Source organism: Paenibacillus sp. FJAT-27812, from assembly GCF_001273905.1.
In the GTDB taxonomy this organism is placed as follows: domain Bacteria; phylum Bacillota; class Bacilli; order Paenibacillales; family Paenibacillaceae; genus Pristimantibacillus.
The window spans coordinates 2,898,373-2,917,978 of the sequence record NZ_LIGH01000001.1 but is presented as its reverse complement, the minus strand read 5'-3'; the positions used below and the strand labels follow the sequence as shown (position 1 = coordinate 2,917,978).

Annotated in this window: 13 protein-coding genes; 4 read left to right on the top strand and 9 right to left on the bottom strand. The window is 51.3% G+C overall.

The window, feature by feature from the left end:
• Window positions 1-169: 169 nt before the first annotated feature.
• The 6 genes from ADU23_RS12415 to ADU23_RS12390 all read right to left on the bottom strand — a co-directional run bounded on the left by ADU23_RS12415 (window position 170) and on the right by ADU23_RS12390 (window position 8,319).
• Window positions 170-1,774: a DUF3502 domain-containing protein gene (locus ADU23_RS12415; protein WP_053374026.1), complete on the bottom strand. Its 1,605-nt coding sequence runs from the start codon at window positions 1,772-1,774 to the stop codon at window positions 170-172.
• Window positions 1,775-1,851: 77 nt separating this feature from the next.
• Complete coding sequence (locus ADU23_RS12410; protein ID WP_053374025.1) at window positions 1,852-2,763, bottom strand: carbohydrate ABC transporter permease; 912 nt, start codon at window positions 2,761-2,763, stop codon at window positions 1,852-1,854.
• Between the two features lie 12 nt (window positions 2,764-2,775).
• A complete protein-coding gene (locus ADU23_RS12405; RefSeq protein WP_053377603.1) occupies window positions 2,776-3,720 on the bottom strand; it encodes an ABC transporter permease in 945 nt (314 codons plus the stop codon).
• A gap of 55 nt (window positions 3,721-3,775) precedes the next feature.
• The gene (locus ADU23_RS12400; RefSeq protein WP_053374024.1) at window positions 3,776-6,586 is read right to left on the bottom strand and encodes a beta-galactosidase; all 2,811 of its coding nucleotides are present in this window, start codon (window positions 6,584-6,586) and stop codon (window positions 3,776-3,778) included.
• A gap of 285 nt (window positions 6,587-6,871) precedes the next feature.
• Window positions 6,872-7,933, bottom strand: a complete 1,062-nt coding sequence (locus tag ADU23_RS12395; protein WP_053374023.1) for a LacI family DNA-binding transcriptional regulator — start codon at window positions 7,931-7,933, stop codon at window positions 6,872-6,874.
• 200 nt (window positions 7,934-8,133) lie between these two features.
• Window positions 8,134-8,319: a twin-arginine translocase TatA/TatE family subunit gene (locus tag ADU23_RS12390; RefSeq protein WP_053374022.1), complete on the bottom strand. Its 186-nt coding sequence runs from the start codon at window positions 8,317-8,319 to the stop codon at window positions 8,134-8,136.
• 318 nt (window positions 8,320-8,637) lie between these two features.
• On the opposite strand from ADU23_RS12390, the gene ADU23_RS12385 reads away from it, so the two are divergent.
• From ADU23_RS12385 to ADU23_RS12370, 4 genes are all read left to right on the top strand, one after another.
• Window positions 8,638-8,895 (top strand): MerR family transcriptional regulator, encoded by a 258-nt coding sequence (locus tag ADU23_RS12385; RefSeq protein ID WP_053374021.1) that lies wholly within the window; start codon window positions 8,638-8,640, stop codon window positions 8,893-8,895.
• Between the two features lie 12 nt (window positions 8,896-8,907).
• The gene (tatC, locus tag ADU23_RS12380) at window positions 8,908-9,624 is read left to right on the top strand and encodes a twin-arginine translocase subunit TatC (protein WP_053374020.1); all 717 of its coding nucleotides are present in this window, start codon (window positions 8,908-8,910) and stop codon (window positions 9,622-9,624) included.
• A gap of 200 nt (window positions 9,625-9,824) precedes the next feature.
• Window positions 9,825-11,054 (top strand): amidohydrolase family protein, encoded by a 1,230-nt coding sequence (locus ADU23_RS12375; RefSeq protein ID WP_231637595.1) that lies wholly within the window; start codon window positions 9,825-9,827, stop codon window positions 11,052-11,054.
• A gap of 173 nt (window positions 11,055-11,227) precedes the next feature.
• Window positions 11,228-11,995 (top strand): hypothetical protein, encoded by a 768-nt coding sequence (locus ADU23_RS12370; protein WP_053374018.1) that lies wholly within the window; start codon window positions 11,228-11,230, stop codon window positions 11,993-11,995.
• 57 nt (window positions 11,996-12,052) lie between these two features.
• Here the strand turns inward: ADU23_RS12370 and ADU23_RS12365 are convergent, their stop codons facing one another.
• The 3 genes from ADU23_RS12365 to ADU23_RS12355 form a co-directional block, all read right to left on the bottom strand.
• Window positions 12,053-13,273 carry an MFS transporter gene (locus ADU23_RS12365; RefSeq protein WP_053374017.1) on the bottom strand — a complete coding sequence of 407 codons (1,221 nt, stop codon included), beginning with the start codon at window positions 13,271-13,273 and terminating at the stop codon, window positions 12,053-12,055.
• A gap of 259 nt (window positions 13,274-13,532) precedes the next feature.
• Entirely contained in the window at window positions 13,533-14,669 is a 1,137-nt protein-coding gene (locus ADU23_RS12360; protein WP_053374016.1) for an SGNH/GDSL hydrolase family protein, read from the bottom strand.
• A gap of 52 nt (window positions 14,670-14,721) precedes the next feature.
• Window positions 14,722-19,584, bottom strand: a complete 4,863-nt coding sequence (locus tag ADU23_RS12355) for a X2-like carbohydrate binding domain-containing protein (RefSeq protein ID WP_053374015.1) — start codon at window positions 19,582-19,584, stop codon at window positions 14,722-14,724.
• Window positions 19,585-19,606 lie beyond the last annotated feature (22 nt).

The following is a 19,606-nucleotide window of genomic DNA, read 5'->3' as shown; positions in this document are numbered from 1 at the left end:
GTCTTAGCTTAATTGTAGCATCTTATATGAAAGCGCTACTTTACTGAGGTTAACGAACCATAGGCCGCCATTTGATTATGATTGATCAATTTGAAGCAAAAACAGCGCAAGAGGAGTCACGCGCTTATGTGCGTGTTGACTCTCCTCTTGCGCTGCATCCTCTAGCTCGTTAGCCTTCGATCAGCTTCTTATATGCATCCATTTGGCGCTGAAGCTCAGCCAGCACCTTGTCGTAACCAGCCGTTTTCAGCTTGCTCCGGAATTGCTCGACAGCCTGCGCCGGGTCTCCTGCTTTGCCGTACGTAATGGCAGGCCCCATCTCGCCCGTAACCTGCGTGATCGCCGTTAGCTCCGCTTCAACCGGCGTCTTGTCGAATACGAATTGGCCGTAAGGATACGGCTTTTTGATTTTGTCGTATTCCGCGTAGAGCGTTTCCTCCAGCTGATCCCATGTCGTTACGCTTGGAATTTCGAATTTATCGACGCGGCCGCCCCAGAAATCAGCGTAGAACGCATCTTTTGCTTCGTCGTAGCCCTCAGGCTGCGTGCGCTTGCCGTCTTTGACTTCATATTGAACGCCTTCCAATCCGTAGTTGATCAGGTGATAGATTTGCTCGTCATTGCGAATCAAATCGTATGCCATAAGCGCCCGCTCAGGGTTTTTGCTGTGCGCGCCAAGCGATGTTCCGCCGTGCGTAATCGACAGCTCCGTCAAGTTATTGCCGCCCGTGCGGGCAAAAGGGAACATTTGCAGCTCAGAGCCCGGCTGATCTTTGTCCATCGTCACGCGAAGGCCGCCAAAGGTTTGCGTATGATGCTGGTCAAGCCCGGACAATCCAGCCCGCAAAGCAGAGCGGTTGTCGTTTTTGTTGTTCAATACATCCTCGCGCCAGTAGCCTTTATCTGCCCAATCCTTCATCATCGTAGCGAATTTGAGGAATGTGTCCTCGAATACGGGACTTACTACCGTAAATTTCTCATCAAACGACTTGGTCGTAAATACAGGCAAATAACCAGTCGAGATCGGCAGCTCTAAATTATCGGTATAGGACTGATCATAGCCGCCCCATATGCTGGTTGAAGCCACTGCATCCCAAGGAACGACGCCCTCTTTGTTATCTTTGATGTATTGCAAATATTGGCCGATGCCTTCCCAGTCCTTGATCGGTTCCGTAATGCCTGCTTCCTTCGCCCAATCTCCGCGGTAGAAGAAGCCGTGGTTTACCCATTGCGTATAATCATTTTCTGGAATCAGCACGATATCGCCGTTGTATTTGCTCTCTGCCCAGTCCTCTTCTGGAATGGAGCCCCAAGTTTGCGGCGCATATTCCGGCAGCAAGTCATCCAGCTTCATAAAGGCGCCGCGCTGCGCGTTGCCCCAAGTATCGAGCCAATCCGTACCGATCGTAATCAAATCGATCGCTTCGCCGGATGCAAGCAGCAGGTTGTATTTCGTTTGCCAATCTGCCCACTCGACCCATTTCCACTCCAGCTCGGCATTGATTTTTTCCTTCATCAGCTTATTTACTTCCGCCAGCACCTTCTCGAACTGGCCGTTCTTCGGCTTGTCGCCGAGGACAACATAGCTGATTTTAACGAATTTGGACGTATCGCTCGCCTTATTGCCGTCCGCCGTATTCGTGGCTGCCTTATTGCCGTTGCCCTCGCTTTTGTTAACTTCACTTTTATTTCCGTTGCTGCCGGAACAAGCTGCCAGGCTAATGATCATGATCATGGCGATCAGCAAAGCAGATACCTTCTTGAAGTTTGACATAAGCACTTCTCCCCTTTGTTTTCATGAATCGGGCATTGCCCGTTATGTGAAGAGGCCGTTTGAAGGCCCGCGGCACATCAGCCTTTTACAGCGCCAACTGTAATCCCCTTGATGAAATACCGTTGCACAAATGGGTAGAACAAAATAACAGGGCCGGTAGCAACCACCGCCGTAGCCATCTTCATCGATTCCAGCGGCATATCCCGAAGCTGCACGTTAGATGCCGCGGACGAGTTGCGGATAAAGTCCGCGCTGGTGACGACGTTGTACAAGAACAGCTGGAGCGGACGGTATTTCATATCCGGCGAGAGGAACAGCATCGAGTTGTACCACTCATTCCAGTAGCCTAGCGCGATGAACAGGCCAATCGTCGCTAAAGCGGGCGTCGTCATCGGCAAGATCAGCTTCAAAAATATTTTGAAGTCGCCGGCTCCATCAATCTTGGCAGATTCGGTAATCGCATGCGGGATGGAGCGAACGAAGCTTTTCATCATGATGATGAGAAAAGGACTAAGCAGCCCCGGCAGCAGAACAGCCAAGTAATTGTCCTTTAGAGACAAATACTGCGTCATTAAGAGATAGAACGGAACAAGCCCGCCGGAGAACAAAGTCGTAAAGTAAATGAAAAACGAGATGCCGTTGCGGTAGCCGAAGTCGGGACGCTGCAGCGCATAGCCGGTCATCGCGACGAGGAAGAGGCCGCATACCGTCCCTGCAATCGTGATCCCCATCGTAACGAGATAAGAGCCGATAATGAGATCCGGATTTTCAAATACGATTTTGTAGGCAAAGGTGCTGAAGTCGCGCGGCCAAAAGTTGAACCCATACTTTTTGATCGTGCCCTCCGCCGTCAGCGAGGTACCGAGGACGAGTAAAAAGGGCAATAGACAGCATAGCGCAAAAAACGAGATGAAAAGATATCCGAACGCTTTAACGACGATTCCGCTGACGTCCGTCCGAATGCTGCGTGATTCTTCCGAGTTTTCCATAGTCGACACCTCCTAAAATAACGAGTTTTCGGGTGAAGCCTTCTTCACGAGCCAGTTCGCGGTCAAGACGACGACAAAGCCGAATACCGACTGATAGAGACTTACGGCACTGCCGATCGAGAAGTTGAAGTTCGTCATAAGCGAGCGGAACACATACGTCTCGATAATATCCGTCGTCGGATACAAGGCCGTATTGTTAGCGCCCACTAGGTTGAAGAACAGCCCGAAGTTCCCTTTGAGAATGCCGCCGAGCGAGAACAGCATCAGGATGATGAAGGTAGGCTTCAGCCAAGGAAGCACGATATAAATAATGCGTTGGAAGGCATTGGCCCCGTCGATTTCCGAGGCTTCAATAATTTCATTGTCAAGTCCCATAATGGCGGCAAAATAGATGATGGAGCCGTATCCGGTCGACTGCCACAGGAATGTGAGCACGATGATGAACGGCCATATTTTCGGATCGGAATAGGTTTTCACCGGCTCCATGCCAAGCGATTCCAATAAGCTGTTCAATATGCCGTAATCGTAGCTGAGCACGTTGTAGGCGATCAGCCCGATAAGCACGGCGGATATGAAGTGAGGCAGGAACATTAACGTTTGCGTTACTTTTTTGAACCATTTTCGGCGAATTTCGTTCAGCAGGATCGCTACGAAAATTTGCAGCACGTTCCCCAGTACGATAAATACCAGGTTGTAGGCAACCGTGTTGAACGAAAGCCGCCATAGGTCGCCGTTAATGACGAGAAAACGAAAGTTATCGAATGCGACAAACGGGCTTTTGAAGATGCCGTCGGAGTAGTTGTAGTTGATAAAAGCCAGATACAAGCCGGGCATCGGCAAATAAGCAAAAATAATAAAAAAGGCAATGGCAGGCAAGCACATGAGCAGAAGCGTTTTGTTGTTCCAAAATCGTCTTAGCTTGCCGCCGCTCATTCGCTGCAGCTTTCTCTGGGGCATCCTCTCGGTTGTAGTCGCGGTCGTGTCCATCCTAATTCCCCCTCGTAGTCCTGTGCTAGACGGATATGAATTGAATCGATTCCAAGCGTCCCTGCTTCCCCCGGTCAACCGCCTCTAACAAAATCGCCACTTTTCCCTTACCCGCCTCATACCAAGCACCCGGCAAATAAAAGGAATCGGGGCTCCCGCCCGAGAAAACCGGCCGGTTCTCGCCGCTTGGCAGCCAAAGCCGCCCAACGATCCGTCCCTCCAGCAAGACGGTCAGCTTAACGCCCGACCCGGCAACCTTCGCCCGCCAGCCTGCTCCCGCCTCCGAATTGACTGTAGAAGCATATAGCCATGCGGTTTCGCCGGGCTCTAGGTAGATAGGAAACGTCTGGCTTGCCTCGCGTACCCTTGCACTCTCTGCATGCTCATGCAGCTCCGCCTCCTCAGCCGCGCTGACCGACCATCCGGCAGCCTCAACGCCCTCGTACAAATGCACCTGTCCAGACGGCAAGCCAAGCACTCTCTCGACATAGACCGTAATCGTCACCGTTTCTCCAGCCGTTACATGCTCAGAGATATCGACGAATGGATCAAACGGATGGACCGCGCCAACCTCCTTGCCGTCCACGAACAGCCGCGCCAGCGACTGAATGCCCTTGAACTGCAGCGTCCATGAGTTCGCTCCTTCGGAGGCAACGAACGCTTTGCGGTAATATTCGAATGCCGGGTGATCCGGCGACAGCCAGCCGCCAAAATTGACGATGGGCCACAGACTGCTATCAGAATTATCAATCAGCTCCGTACGCAAGGTCCGATCCGCTGCCCGATAGACGCTCCAATTGCGGCTAAGATCACGCGTCTCCGTTATCGCCGCCAGTCCTTTGATTCCTTTCATCGCGTGCAGCCGAAGACCGGGAAGCCTCGCATCGTCAAAGTTTGAATGCCCCCAAATCTCCACTCTGGCAAGCAGCCTGCCGTCTTGCCTATTGCTGCTCAGAGGGAGATAGGCGCTGCCCCCGCCCGGCGTAACGGTTCCGGCATACTCCCCTCCTGCGTATAGCGATATGACATCGCTGCCCTGCCGGATCAGCACTCCCTTCGGCGCCTTGCCTTGCGTCGACTGAACAGCCGCCTCGTACCAAGCATATCCGCGGTAAATGCCGTGCTGCTCTAAGTAATCCGCCTTCGCTGTGGTCAGCTGCGCACCCTCATCCGCTGCGGATAATGGCGCTGCTGCATCGAAGACGCTCAGGCGCCAATCGGTCGCAGCCTCCTCAGGGCTATCTGAGTAACGCTCCAGCTCTCCAAACTGAGTGACGCCATTACCGTCTACCCCCTCGAAATAAAGCGCTTTCTTTCTATCGGTTATAAAAAGCTTCAGCTCTCGTCCATCATTCGTGGTGATCAAGCAGAAGCTATCTTCTTTTCCATCAAAAGTTATCGCAAGCCGGTCCTCCGATGATTCGGCTGACGCATTCTCCGGCACGACCTCAAGCGGTGCTTGAAGCTTAAGGCTGATTTCGCCGCTACCTTCGGTATGGAAGGCTAGACTTACTCCGCTGCTCGTCGTTTCCGCCATATATAGCTCCGCGGTGGAGCTTTCAAGCACGCCTTCCAACCCCCAAAGCGTAAGCGGAATGCCGAAGGGAAGCGCCAGCGACCGTCCTGCGTTAATGGTGAAGCTGCTTCCCGCAGTCGCCGATGCGTCGGTCTCGCCGGCTTTCTCGATTGTTATCTCTTTATCCCGGTCATCCAAGTTCGTAACGAATAGAAGGCTTCCGCCGCCAGCCAGCTGCAGGGCGTAAGGACCGACAACCCGCTCGTTGTCTCCGGCAATCGTCCAAGTGTCAGATGACGCTTCTCCCAGCGGAGCTGCTTGTGCTAGCGGTGCGCCATAAGCGGCAATTAACCTGCTCAGCAGCCTGCCTTCATAGGCTTCTTCACGGATATGCCCTTCGGGTGAGATCATCCCGCCAAAATCATAATCCGAGGTCATGAATGCGAGCGGCTTGCCCCAGTTGTTCGTCGCATTCGTAAAGCCAAAATCGGTACCCGATACTTGCAGATAAGGACCAAGCAGCTTAGCGCCGCAAGAGAGCAATCTGCGCAGCAGATAATGCGCCCGATTCGTCTCGGTTACGAGCAGCGGGTACGCTAGCTCTGCCAAAGCGTCGCTATAGTGAAGCACCTTCTGCTCAAATTCGGCCTCGCGGTTGTCCGGATAGAAATTGCAGGTTGGAACGACCTTTTCCACTAGCCCAGACGCTTGCTGCAAGCCGCCTTGGCCTGCGCAGGCAAAGAGCGGAACCGTAATGCCGTGTTGAAGCGCCATATCGCGAAGCGCCGTTATATATCCTTTTGGATCATGGCAATCATAGAAATCAAGCTCATTATCCAGCTGGACGCCGATTACCGTCCCGCCCTCTCCCGCTTGATACGCCTTCAGCAAAGGCAAAATCCGGTCAAACCATTTTGATACATAACGCAAGAAGCCAGCGTCATTGTCTCGGAGCTTCAGCCCTTTGGTCAGCAGATACGCTGGCAGCGCGCCTCCATCCCATTCCGAGCAAATGTACGGGCCTGGTCTTGCGACGACGTATAAGCCTACCTCCGCCGCCGTTTCCAGAAATGCACCCGCATCACGTTCTCCGCTAAAATCCCATTCCCCTTCGGCCATTTCATGATAGTTCCAAGGAAAATAAACATCGATGCTGTTGTAGCCGAATGCCTGGAGCTGCTCCATCCGCTCCTTCCATAGCGCTCTTGGAATTCGGAAATAAAACAACGAGGCGCATAACAAAATTTGCGGGGTTTCATGAATCCTTACGGCATCCGCATCAAACCGCACAGCCGACCTAGCTCCAATTTCCATGACCATGTCATAACCTCCAACAAAATAGTTGATAAGCACAAATAATGTAACCCGTTTCATGAAACCCGTTACATTTTTAGAAAAAAATAAATACACTCCATGACCGATATAAAACAGAACTGAATTCCTGCACGGTACGCTGATGTGTATTGTGGTATGACTCGTTTGTATATTGGTGCTCAATGGTTATGTAACGGGTTACATTTATAGCGGTGACACGCCGTTATCGTTTGACATCTTGATTTTATTCACAAATGTAAGCGTTGTCAATCATTATTTTTAAACGAACTTTTAGTGTTCGTTCATCTTGCGCGGCGCGGCCGTAGACTCTCTTACAATCAGCTCAGGCCTTAGCTTCGTGCTCTTGTTTACCTTGTTTTTCGTGATCATCTGGTGGAGCAGCTCGGCTGCATTCCGTCCAACGTCATAACATTTTAAAGAAATCGTAGTCAGCTCCGGTATGCTGTTGGAGGCGTATGGAATATCGTCAAAACCTACTAGCGACAGATCCTGCGGCACACTTAACCCCGCTTTGTGGGCTGCCTTCATCACACCAATCGCAACTAGGTCGTTGGCGCAAAAAATAGCGCTCGGCCGCTCGGCCAGCTCCATCAGCTGGTTCATGAACGCTTTGCCGCTGTCGACAGAAAAACCGCCGTTGCGTATCCATTCCTTGCGTGTGGGCAGGCCGTTTTTCTCCATCGTCTTCACAAACCCATTTACGCGCTGCATCGTATTGGACATATGCTTATACCCGCCGACAAAAGCGATATCGCGATGGCCTAAATCAATCAAATGCTGTGTTGCCAGCTCCGCGCCCTCTCGCTCATCCGCATAAACACGAGTCAACCCCTCGCCCGGAATATTGCCGTTTATGAGCAGCAGCGGCACGCGCTTGCTCGCTTCGACAACCTCGCTAACCAACTCCTTGCTTGGCTTTGCCAGGTTAATGCGGCCGCCGATCATGACGATGCCATCTACCTGCTTTTCCATCAAAATGCTTAAATATTGCGACTCGCGCACATACTGCTCTTCCGAATCGCCATTTGTCGAAACGGTATCGCACAGAAAAAACGTATACCCTTTGCTGCGCGCCTCCTGGTCAAGCCCGGCCAGCACCTCAGGGAAAAACGGATTGGTAATGTCAGGCAAGATGACGCCAATCATGCCCGTTTCCTTCTTGAACAGGCTCCTGGCAAGCGCGTTCGGTTGAAATTGGTGTTTCGTAATCAGCTCCATTACGCGATCTCTCGTCGACTTTTTTACCGGAGCCGTGTTGTTGATTACGCGCGACACAGTGGCTACTGAGACGTTGGCTTCCCTCGCAATATCATATACAGTAACCGGCTTAATAACGGCTCACTCCTTAGTCCAAAATTCGATTCCTCAGTAGAATAACAGACTTTTGGACAAATAGAAATGAGTGTATTCCAATATTTTCAATTGTGCGCTTGACCGTATTTTTTACTAAACAAAAGGCCAGCCCATATGGTCATGCCAGACCATACAAGCCAGCCCAAATCAAACACACGGCTGCCGCCGCTTCTGCTCGCTTATGCGCTACCCTTTGTTTCCTGCTCATCCTTACTCTCGGCTACCAGCTCGCGGGCGGAGCTCTTAAACTCATGAAGCGTCCGTCCGACCGCTCTTCCGAGCTCGGGCAGCTTGGATGGTCCAAATACGATTAAAATGACGACTAAAATCATGATCAATCCCGGTAATCCAATACTTTGCAGCATGAATCATCACCTCATTCTCAATTGTGTAAATCGGCTAGCTTTGCTTCCACAATAGCAGATGCCCCGGCGGCTGTCTCGAAGTATGTCATATAATATGACACAGTTTTTCCGTGGACTAATTTCCTTTTATTAGAAGCAAACTAGCTGTTGTACGATCCGTCTAATTACGTCTCAAATTGTTAGGTTCATCATCTAATGACAGCACAACTCTCCGTAATTATCATTAGGTACACATCCAGTTTGCGTGAGTTTATATTCCATAGTGGTGAAGGGAGTGGCTTTTGTAACGCCAAAATAGGGGCAAAAGGAGCTGTCATCATGTCGTTTATGGATAAGCAGGTCATGAATATCGGAACGGTAAGCGAGCTTACCGGATTGTCGGAGAGACGGATTCGTTATTATGAAAATCGCAAGCTTATTACGCCAAAACGAACCGTGGGAGGCACTCGCAAATATTCCTTCCGCGATATTGAGAAGTTGGTCGAAATCGGCAAGCAAATCGAAGTAGGCTGGATGACAGCGGAAATTAGGCATAGCGCTAAGAAGCGCGGTATCGATTCCGCTGCGCACGGTTAGGAGGCGAACCCGATGCTTGCACAACCAACCCTAATGGATCATTTAACGGAGCTCCGCAAAAGAATCATTTATGTGCTCATCCAATTCGCCGTTTGTCTATGCGGCGGCATTGCGCTCGTTCGTCCGGTGTTAGCGTATTTGCAGCAGTCGTATTCGCCTGATCAGCCGATTTTGTGGAACGCCTTCTCCCCTTTTGACGCCCTGCAATTATACGTGCAGACTGGAGTTGCGATCGGCATTGGGGCGTCGGTCCCTTTTGCCCTGCTGCAGGTATGGCTGTTCGTAAAACCAGCTTTGACCCAGCAGGAGCGCAAATCGGTCCCTTGGCTCATTCCGTTCGCGCTGCTCCTTTTTCTAATCGGGCTGGCCTTCAGCTGGTTTGTCGTCTTTCCGATGGCCGTGCAATTCGCCTCCTCCGTCACACAGTCCATGGGTCTTGTGGAAACGTATGGCGCAGCACAATACATCCAGTTTCTGATGCGAATCGTACTGCCGTTGTCCCTTGTATTCGAGTATCCGATCGTGCTGATTTTTCTAGCCAGAATCGGTCTTGTCACTCCTGAGCGGCTGCGAAAAAGCAGAAGGTTTGCTTATGTGATTTTAGTTACCGCATCTACCATACTGACGCCGCCCGACTTTATTTCAGCATTCATTGTTTTGATACCGCTCGTCGTCTTGTTTGAAGCAAGCTTTCCTATCGCCAAATGGGCTAGTAAAATAAGAGATTAGAGGAGGAGTTTTATATGGATCAACAAAAAAACGGCTTATCCCGCAGAGAATTTATAGGTAATGTTAGCAAAATAGGCGGCGCTTCAGCCGTTCTTGGCGTCATGGGCTCCATGGGCCTCTTCTCGCCTGAGCAGGCTAACGCGGACAGCGCAAAAAAGGACGACCACAAAACGAAAAAGCCAGGCAAAAACAACTCCTACATGCTGCTAAACGTTCGGCTCGAAAGCGGATATAAATACGAGAACGGGCAGGTCGTAGCAACTGAAACCGTCCTTCGCAACCTTCAAATCGATAAAGGCACCATTACCAAAATACTCGAGCCGAAAGCGGCATATCCAAAGGGCATTGACTGCTATGACGCCAAAAACATGCTGCTTCTGCCTTCGTTTCGAGATATGCATATTCATTTGGACAAAACCTTTTACGGCGGCCCGTGGCGTGCGGTCCGACCGACGAAAAACGGTATTTTCGACCGTATTGTCGAGGAACAAACGCTGCTTCCGCAGCTGCTGCCAACCGCTCAAGCAAGAGCTGAGAAGCTCATTGAGCTCATCCTTGGCTACGGCTCCACCTATGTGCGAAGCCACTGCAATATCGACCAAACCGTCGGCCTCAAAAATCTGGAGAAGCTAAAGCTCGCCTTGGCTAACTACTCGGATAAAATCACGCATGAAATCGTCGCATTTCCGCAGCATGGCCTGCTTCGCTCCAACGTAGAGGGACTAATTCGCGAAGCGATGCAGCTTGGCGTGACGCATGTTGGCGGACTTGACCCCACGCTCGTAGACGTCGATATGGAAAAATCGCTGAATACGATGGTGCAAATTGCGGTGGACTACAAAGCGGGCATCGATATTCACCTTCACGAGGGCGGCGAAACGGGCATCAAAGCAATCCGCAGATTGGCTGATCTCACGGAGGAAGCTGGCCTTCAAGGCAAGGTTACCGTCAGTCACGCCTTCTCGCTCGCTTCATTAACGGCAGGCGCCGACGTAGAAATGGCTGACCGACTCGCCTCGCTCGGCATCTCCATCGCATCATCCGTGCCGATTGGCAAGAGCGTTATGCCGATTCCGCTGCTTCAAAAGCAAAAAGTGAACGTGCTGCTCGGCAACGACAGCATTACGGATCACTGGTCGCCATTTGGCATCGGCGACACGCTGCAAAAGGCACATCTCGCCGCTCAGCTGTACGGCTGGTCAAGCGAGTACAACCTGTCCCGTGCACTCGCCTTAGCTACTGGCGGCGTTATGCCATTAGATGAAGCAGGCAAGCAAACTTGGCCAAAGGTCGGCGACGCGGCAACCGCCGTGCTCGTTCCGGCAAGCTGCTCGGCAGAAACGGTTGCCCGCCTGCCAGAACGTACTGCCGTTTTGCATAAAGGGACTTTAGCCTCCGGCACGCTTGAGGTAGCGAAAGCGAAAAAATAGCTGCTGGATTTTGAATAAATAAAATGAGCCGCATATCTCAAAAGGGCGCCTTCTATGAAGGTGCCTTTTTTTATTAGCTTTTCTAGATTCCAGTCTATAAAACTAGTTCATTGTCTATCACAGCCTTTAATGAAAAACATATGATAAGACAGCTAACGCAGGAGGTGTACTCATTGGATTGTCCCATCCGTTATCGATTCAAAAAAAGAAAAAGAAAATGCTCAAAAGGCTGCAATAAAAAATGGAACATTACTAGAATCCGCCGCAAGCCAAAAATGAATATTATCGCCCATCAGGGAAAACGAGGGCTTGCAGGACCTCCCGGGCCACAAGGCCTTCCCGGAACGCAAGGGCTGCCTGGCCCATCGGGATCCAGGCTGCTGACATCGTATCAATTCGTTGAAATTCCTGATCCTATGGTCGCTGGAGGCCCAGCAATCACCACGCTTACTCAGCCGATAGCGCCCGCTACAATTGGCCCAGAAGTACAAATTAGCAATCCATTTGTTACTTTAAGCAGCGTCAGTGCCAGCAGTCGGGTCGTGCTAAGAGCGACCATCGTATGGAGCTTCAGCTTTGTAAGCCTGGCTGCCCCTGAACTCTCGATCGCCAGTCAGGCTATGCGCTTTAGCATTTTCCGCGATGCGCCATTAGTGGGTGTACGGGTAGGTACAGTTAGTGACACTGGAAGCGTCACTCAAATCAATCTGGAGGGCAGCGGTACCATGCTGGTTAATGGGGTTTTTACGACGACCTTTGAAATCACCGATACAGGAGCGACAGGCCCTAGCACGAATTATTTTTTGACGGGAGCAGCAGGCGCAGCCTCGGGCTTTAACGTTAGTATGGATGGCGCGCCTAGCATCATTACTAATTTTAATAGCCCTACTGTCAATGAGATTCATTTCAGTGGCGAGGTTATTGGTCCTAACGTCCTCTAAACACAGAAATAGGCTGATCTCTCCCTAGGGGTGAGATCAGCCTATTTCGATTTTTATTTATCGGCTCGATGAAATACGCGCTTGCCCCAGCTCGCTCCGCCGCTTTATCCATACGCTCACCCCAGCGGCAGCCATCATCATGCCCGTGGCGACAAAAATCCAATGAATGCCGACAGCTAGTCCGAGCAAGCCGCCGATAAGCGGCCCAAGCATGGAGCCGAACTGATTCGCGCTCGTCGTAAGCCCAAACGATCTGCCTCTAAACTGCTCATCCGTGCTTTGGACGACAAGCGTATTTACAATTGGTCCGATGCCCGCCATGAACAAGCCGAAAATAAATTGCACGACTGCGAATAGCCATAAATCCTGAACGAAGTACTGCATACTGATAACCATTCCTGCAGTAATCAAACATATGACGAGAATCCGGTAGTACCCTTTCCGCTCGCCAAGCCTCCCCCAAACCGGGGATGCGAGAATACCGGCGATTCCAATCAGCGAAAGAACAAAACCCGCCGACAGCACAGCGCCTTGCAATCCGCCCTGCAATTTAGCAATGTGCAGCGTGAGCAGCGGCTGAATCATATTGACTGAAAGCTGGAAGAGAACGAGCAGCAGCAGCATGCTCATCAGCCCGCGGTTGCGAAACGCCATCCGGTAAGTGACTGGCTTCGCCTGCTTCTTCTCTGCTGAAGCACCTGCCGGCGCCTCTGCTTTTCCTTCTCTTACCCATAAAACGACCGCAACTGTCGCTGCCAGAATGATGATAGCTGCTGCAACGAACGACCGGCGCAGGCCAAACGCTTCTGCCAGCAGTCCCCCGAACAGGGGGCCGAGAATGCCGCCCGTCATCGTCCCCGCTTGCATCACCCCAAGGCTCCAGCCCAGCTTCTCCTTGGGCGCGACCGATGCCACGATCGACATGGACGCCGGAACGAATCCGCCGACAAAGCCATGCAGCATTCGTACGCCCACAAGCTGCCAAGGCGTCTGCACGAAGGCGATTAATGAATAAATAACCGCTAGACTGAGTCCTGCTCGGATGACCATCTTACGCTTTCCGTATTTGTCCGCGAGCAAGCCCCATAAGGGAGCCATCACGGCGCCGACGAGAAACGCCGAGGAATGCACGATTCCGGCCCATAAATTTACGGAGCTTTCCTTTACCCCCAAATCAAAGAGGAACAACGGCAGGAAGGGAACAGACATCGTATAGCTTGAGCTGCAAAACAAAACGCCGAACCATAAGATCCACATCGTACGTTTCCATGATTCCATGCAAGGTAACCCCCTGTGCCTTGTTCGTCCATTTCCGACCCATTTTCACTAATACCCACTATACGCCTCCTTTACCATTTGTTCAAAAACCATAATAAGGAGCAATAATAAGGAAAACCCTTACAAACCTCGTCTAATGAACCTTAACGGGGTTATTTGCGGTTAGAGCGGCCATAACAAAAAGACGAACGTTTAGGGCATGCCTAAACATCCGTCTTCTTGCCTAAAGCTTTATCCATTGCACTCCCTATGTACACGGCTATGCGTTGCTAAGCACCTTCAAAATCCGCAGCCCCGTCCCCGTGCTGCGTTCATCTTTCCGATCCGTATTTCGGACAGTGATCTGAAGCGTTTGCCCATGTGGCGAGAGAGGAAACATCGCAATGACGGGCCTGAACGCTCCCAAGCACCATTCATCAAACAATTGAACCTCATTAAAGGTTAATCCATCTAATGAATATTCAAAAATGCCTGTATCAGGGCCGCACAATAGCAAAAGCCCGGCACTCCGTCCACTAACGGCAAAAGAAAAAGAAGCACCCTTTCTATCCGCATACAGATGCTCGCCTTGATATCGCCAGTTAATGAGCGGCTCCGGCGCCTCCTTCATCAGCATAAAGCCTCCTTGCTGAACACCTTGATAAAAATCCAGCATCACGGCATGTTCATAGCTTTTGTCGTCCAAAGGCGACGGCAAAGCTGGATTTTCCCAACCCTCCTCATGGCCTGCATCATTAATAAAAGCATACTCCAAAAAGTGCCGCACAGCCTGCGCATACCGCGCATATCCCGCATCGTTCGGATGTACAAGATCTGGTGCAAGCTCCTCCCAGCGCGCCTGCCCCTCCCCTATCAAATCATAGATGCTCGCTGCGAAGTTAACCGATGGTATATGATAATGGGCTGCAACTTCCTCATGTACGGCTATGTTAAAGGGCATTCTAGCCGTCAAATTCTTCTCTGCCGCTGTATAGAGAAAACAAATATCCGCCTCCGGCGATAGCCGCCAGCATTGCCGTACAATCCCTTCCATGCCTCTAATCGATTCTTCGCGATCCTCGCCATCATTGACGCTGAATTCAACGAATAATAGATCAATCTCGCTGTTTGGCAGCGCATGCTCTCTCAAACGATGAACGCCGAAGGTGGAATTTGTGCCCCCAACCCCCGCATTCACACAAGTCACCCTATCTTCCGAAAATCGTTCTCTCAAATAGCTTTCCGTCAACGCGCGCCAGCTCGCCTTATCGGGATCGGACGCTCCGTAGCCCTCGGTAATGGAGCCTCCAAGAAAAGCAACGACAATAGGTTCGTTATGGCGCAGCCTTTTACTCAGGTTAGGCAACCCTCTGCGCAGATTTACATAGCTGCTGGCTGACTGATCAATCATGCTCATCTTTAATCCTCCTAAATAGAGCCCTCCTATGGAGTTAGGAGGGCTCTATCTGCTATTTAACCGATGCTGCTAAAATATCTCCGAATGCCCAGTGCGTGCTTGGCACATCCTTCCAAGGAGACTGCACCGAGCCGCTTGGTTTGTCTCTGCCGAGCAATTTGTTGATCATGACCGATGCTTCGGCCCTTGTCAGCGGATGGTTCGGCTTAAAGGTTCCGTCCTGATAGCCATTGATGATTCCGGCAGCCTGCGCTTTCAGAATATCGGCATTTGCCCAATGGCCCGCAATGTCCTTAAAGCCTGCTCCTGCTTTCTGCGTGTCGCCTATCAGCGACGAAACAAGCTTAGCCATCTCAGCCCGCGTAATTTGTTTTCCCGCGCCGAACGTACCGTCTTCGTAACCCTTCATCAAGCCCATTTTGGTCACTTTCAAAATAGCTTCATTCGCCCAATCGGTTGAATGAACGTCGCTGTAGGTGACGTCCTTCCCCGCTGCTTCGCGCGTAACGATTCTCGACAAGATTGCCGCGATCTCAGCGCGGGTCATTTTCACATCCGGTCTGAAGGTACCGTCTTCATAGCCGTTCATGTAGGCGATATCAAGCAGTTCCGGCTTTGCGGTCGGCACAGCCGTTGGTGTCGCTGTTGGCGTTGATGCCGGTGTTGTGACCGGTGTTGATACTGGTGTCGACACCGGTGTTGATTCAGGTGTCGTTACCGGCGTTGGTGTTGGTGTCGGCGTTGCCGTCGGTGGCGTTGCCGATGGCACTGTCGCCGCGTTCACGCTGAAGCTCACGCCATCCACTACCATATAATCGCCTGATTTTTTCACAGCCTTAATCGTATGCGGTCCGTTTGCCAATCCGGCAATGCTGTATACCGCCTGCTGTGTCAGCCTGCTCGCGTTATTTGCGCTTACCGTTTCCTTAAATACGTTGTCGACATAGATATCGATGTCGCCTTGAGCAGCCGACTTCGGCGCAAGGAGCGTGACGCCCGTTCCCGTGAATGAGAATTCTACATCATCCCCATTCGTCTCCGTGGCATGGATGTCATTTTGGAAATCGCCTTTATAGGAAATAGCCAAGCTGACCGATCCGTCCGGCTGTGCAGACAGGTACTCTTTCTTAATCGTGATTACGTTGCCCGAAATCGTGTAATCGACGTCCGCCGCAAGAGCCGCATTGCCATTCATAATGCCAAGCAGATTGCTGCCGTCAATGCTTAGCGTGGTCGTCACATCGGCCTGCGCCGTCTTGTCAAAGCTTGCTGAATCCGGACTGATCATATCCGCTATTTTGAATTTCAATTGATCCAGCAGCAAGTAGTAGCCTGATTTCTTAACGCCCTTAATCGTATGCGCTCCCTCAGCAAGCCCTTCAATGCTGAACAGCGTTTGCTTAACTTGCCTGCTTGGATGGTACGCACTGACCGTTTGCTTAAACACGCCATCCACGTAGATGTCGATATCCCCCTGCGAGGAATCCTTTTCCGTAATGAACGCCAAGCCTGTTCCCTTGAACGTAAACTCAAAATAATCGTTGTTCGCTTCCGTGAAATGCACATCGTCCTTATAGTTGCCAAATCCCCTGTTTCTGCTGTGCTGCCATGCGCCCTTATAGGAAATTTCGCTGTCGTCATCGTTAATCGATACATAGCGGCCTCTTGCTGTGTCGCTAATCGCAATTGCCAGAATCCGATCTGCTCCGCCGCTAAAGGACAATGTTAGATTCGTCATGCCATTTGGCTTAGCCGCAAGGTATTCCTTCTTAATCGTAAGCTGACTGCCCGATACTTGGTAGTCAACGCCAGCTTGCAGAGCCTCCGACGCATCAGTAATGCCGATCAGGCTGTTGCCGTTTAGCGTGATATTAGTCGTAACATCGGCCTGTGCAGCTGCTTTTTTGTCAAAGCTTAACGCGCTTGGGCTGATCGTGCTGTTCTGGCCTGTCGTATCGCTAACCGCAATCGATAACGCCTGTGCCATTCCTTGGTCAAAAATAAAGCTCAAATTCGCTGTTCCCACTGGCAAAGTTGCCAGATACGCCTTCGTAATCGTAACCTCATCATTTGAAAGCGTGTAATCGCTGCCTGGCACTAAGGTTGCTGAGCCATTAGAAATGCCAACCAGCGCGTTCCCATTAAGCGACATCGTCGTTGTGACATCTGCCTGCAAGTCCGCTTTTTTATCAAAGCTGCCTGTGGCTGGATTTATTGCGCTGTTCGTTGCCGATGAATCATTAACCGCAATCGATAACGTCTGAGCCGCTCCGCCATTAAAGGCGAAGGTCAGGCTGGTTGTTCCGAGCGGCTGCGCTGCCACATATTCCTTCTTGATCGTTACCACGTTGCCTGCCACCGTATAATCCGTATCCAAAACCAAGGCTGCCGCGCCGCTTGTGATGCTGCTCAAGCTGCTGCCTTCGCCCGTAGTTGTGATCGCAATATCCGCCTGTTGTCCGTCAGCTTTATCAAATGCTGCCGTGCTTGCGCTAATCAGATCCGGTACGCTGATTCTTAATTTATCCAGCAGCATAAAATACCCGGATTTCTTCACCGCTTTAAGCGTGTGAGGGCCATCCGCAAGTCCCGTGATGTTGAACACAGGCTGCTGCGCCATTCTGCCGATGTTATAGGTGCTCACGGTTTGCTGGAACTGATTGTCCACATAGATGTCCATTTCACCCTGAGACGGATCAAGCTCTGTAATAAATTCAATCCCCGTGCCCGTAAACGCATATTCAAAGAAATCATTGTTGTTGGCCTCCGCATAATGGACATCATCCATATAATCGCCTAGACCACGGTTATAGCTGCGGTTCCAGCCTCCCGTATATGCGATGGAAGCATGGTCGTCGTTAATCGAGTATGAGCCGCCAATGGACGTATCCCTTACAACTAGAGATACCTTTTGCTCCGAACCTCCGCTAAAGGAGAAGGCCATAGCCGTCGTACCTGTCGGAAGCGCCGCAAGATACGATTTCTTAATGGTAAGCTGATCGCCTGAGACGGTGTAGTCTGTCCCCGCCGCCAAAGCGTTACCATCCTGCTCAGCGCCCAGCAAGTCATTTCCGTTTAGCGAAAGCGTCAGCGCAACGTCATTCTGAGCTGATGGTTTCTTATCAAAGCTAACCGTTGCAGGAGTCACACGGCTATCCCTTATCGTTGTATCGCTTATGGTGACGGCAAGCGTCTGCGAAGCTCCGCCGCTGAAGGTAAACGTTAGATTCGTGATGCCAACTGGTTTTGCCGCCAAATATTCCTTCTTAATCGTCACTTCATTACCCGATACGGTGTAGTCCGTACCTGCAACTAGCGTTGTTCCATTGCTCGAAATACTATTCAGCGTATTTCCGTTCAGCGTCATAACCGTCGCAACATCAGCTTGCGCCGATGTCTTCTTATCGAAGCTTGCGGCTGCTGGGCTGATCACGCTATTTTGCGCAGTGGTATCGCTTACATCAATAACCAGATTTTGTTTGTCGCCAACCAGCTCTTGCCCGCCGTTTCGAGCCCAAGCACCCGTATACTTCATGCCGGTATCGTCATCATTTGCCGTTACCGTTCCATTCTGCGCCACTACCTTGAACAAGCGCGAACCATGCGAAGCCAAATCTACAGAGCTGAAGCCGGTATCGAAAGAACCCAAGTCCTCATGGCTCCAAAGGTCGCGAACAGTCGCAGGACCAGTTAGTCCGATATCGCTCCAATTGACGTTCACGGTCGCAGCCGAGCTGCCAAGGTTGAAGAGTCCAACCGTGTAGCTGCCATCGCCATTATTGGCATACCACACCTGCTGCTCGGTAGCTGTCGATACAGGATGCCCTGGACGGCCAGCCTGATTGACGGCGATAACCTCTTCATTCGTTAACAGCTTGGTGCCGTAATCGTCCAGCTTGGTCATGTCATTGCCAATATACAGCTGTGCGGATGAAATCGCCCAGAAAGACATCGCCGTTTGACGCTCGTCCTCCGTAATGCCATCCATCGCTCCATTTCCGATATTCAGCGAGTCAAAATCGTTCCAGCCGCCCGGACCTGCATGGCGCCAGAACTGCTCCGCCTTCGGGAAAAGTCTAGCGATGCTCGGCCACGTCGTTAAGCCGCCGCTGCCGCAGTAGCACTCGATATCCCAGTCTACGCGCCACCCGTTCGCGTATTGCTTCCAATGATCGATGTACTTAATATCAAGCGCCCATGAAAGCTCCAGCCAAATATTGTGCGGTGCAAGCGCCTCCGACCATGCCTTAACGTCATCCCGCGCATCAAGGGACAGGTCGGAGATGCCCGATCCAGGCGTCACGCTGTCAAACTTCAAAAAGTCGATTCCCCACTCGCCATACAAATCAGCTATCGAATCGATATACTTTTGAGCGCAGGGCTTCGAGAAATCAATCTTGTAGCCAAGACCCCAATAGTCCGATTGCTTGATCGGCTGAGCCGCGATGTCCTGCATCGAGCAGCCGGGAGCGCCATAGATCGGCAAATCCTGATCATACGCTTGCGGCGATAAGCCCGGAATGCCGTACAGACCGATCTTCTGTCCGTTCGCATGGACATAATCGATGACGGCTTGGAAGCCGTTCGGATATAAAGTCGTGCTCGGAATAGGCCGTCCATACCCGTCCATTCCACCGTTCCAAGCCGCGTCTATGTTGATATATTCGTAGCCATACGGCTGAAGCTTCTCATGCATCGCATCCGATTGCGCTTTAATGTTATCTTCGGTAATCCACTGTCCGTTGCCTGTATACACCTGCAAGCTGTAGCTGCTCCAGCCCATATAAGGCTTTGCGGCCAAGCCGTTATTAGCCGCTTCCGCGACATTTGCTTGCGGTACCACTATTCCCAGCTGCGTCGTGATCATCACGACGATAAGCAGCCACAAGCGCGATTTCCTCATCATCTGCGTCATTATTAATCTCCTTTTTTTATCA

What these genes read in the sequence shown, in the direction of transcription:
- ADU23_RS12415 (WP_053374026.1), bottom strand. Translation starts at nt 1,774, where the DNA reads ATGTCAAACTTCAAGAAGGTATCTGCTTTGCTGATCGCCATGATCATG.
- ADU23_RS12410 (WP_053374025.1), bottom strand. Translation starts at nt 2,763, where the DNA reads ATGGAAAACTCGGAAGAATCACGCAGCATTCGGACGGACGTCAGCGGA.
- ADU23_RS12405 (WP_053377603.1), bottom strand. Translation starts at nt 3,720, where the DNA reads ATGCCCCAGAGAAAGCTGCAGCGAATGAGCGGCGGCAAGCTAAGACGA.
- ADU23_RS12400 (WP_053374024.1), bottom strand. Translation starts at nt 6,586, where the DNA reads ATGGTCATGGAAATTGGAGCTAGGTCGGCTGTGCGGTTTGATGCGGAT.
- ADU23_RS12390 (WP_053374022.1), bottom strand. Translation starts at nt 8,319, where the DNA reads ATGCTGCAAAGTATTGGATTACCGGGATTGATCATGATTTTAGTCGTC.
- ADU23_RS12385 (WP_053374021.1), top strand. Translation starts at nt 8,638, where the DNA reads ATGTCGTTTATGGATAAGCAGGTCATGAATATCGGAACGGTAAGCGAG.
- tatC (WP_053374020.1), top strand. Translation starts at nt 8,908, where the DNA reads ATGCTTGCACAACCAACCCTAATGGATCATTTAACGGAGCTCCGCAAA.
- ADU23_RS12375 (WP_231637595.1), top strand. Translation starts at nt 9,825, where the DNA reads ATGCTGCTAAACGTTCGGCTCGAAAGCGGATATAAATACGAGAACGGG.
- ADU23_RS12365 (WP_053374017.1), bottom strand. Translation starts at nt 13,273, where the DNA reads ATGGAATCATGGAAACGTACGATGTGGATCTTATGGTTCGGCGTTTTG.
- ADU23_RS12360 (WP_053374016.1), bottom strand. Translation starts at nt 14,669, where the DNA reads ATGAGCATGATTGATCAGTCAGCCAGCAGCTATGTAAATCTGCGCAGA.
- ADU23_RS12355 (WP_053374015.1), bottom strand. Translation starts at nt 19,584, where the DNA reads ATGACGCAGATGATGAGGAAATCGCGCTTGTGGCTGCTTATCGTCGTG.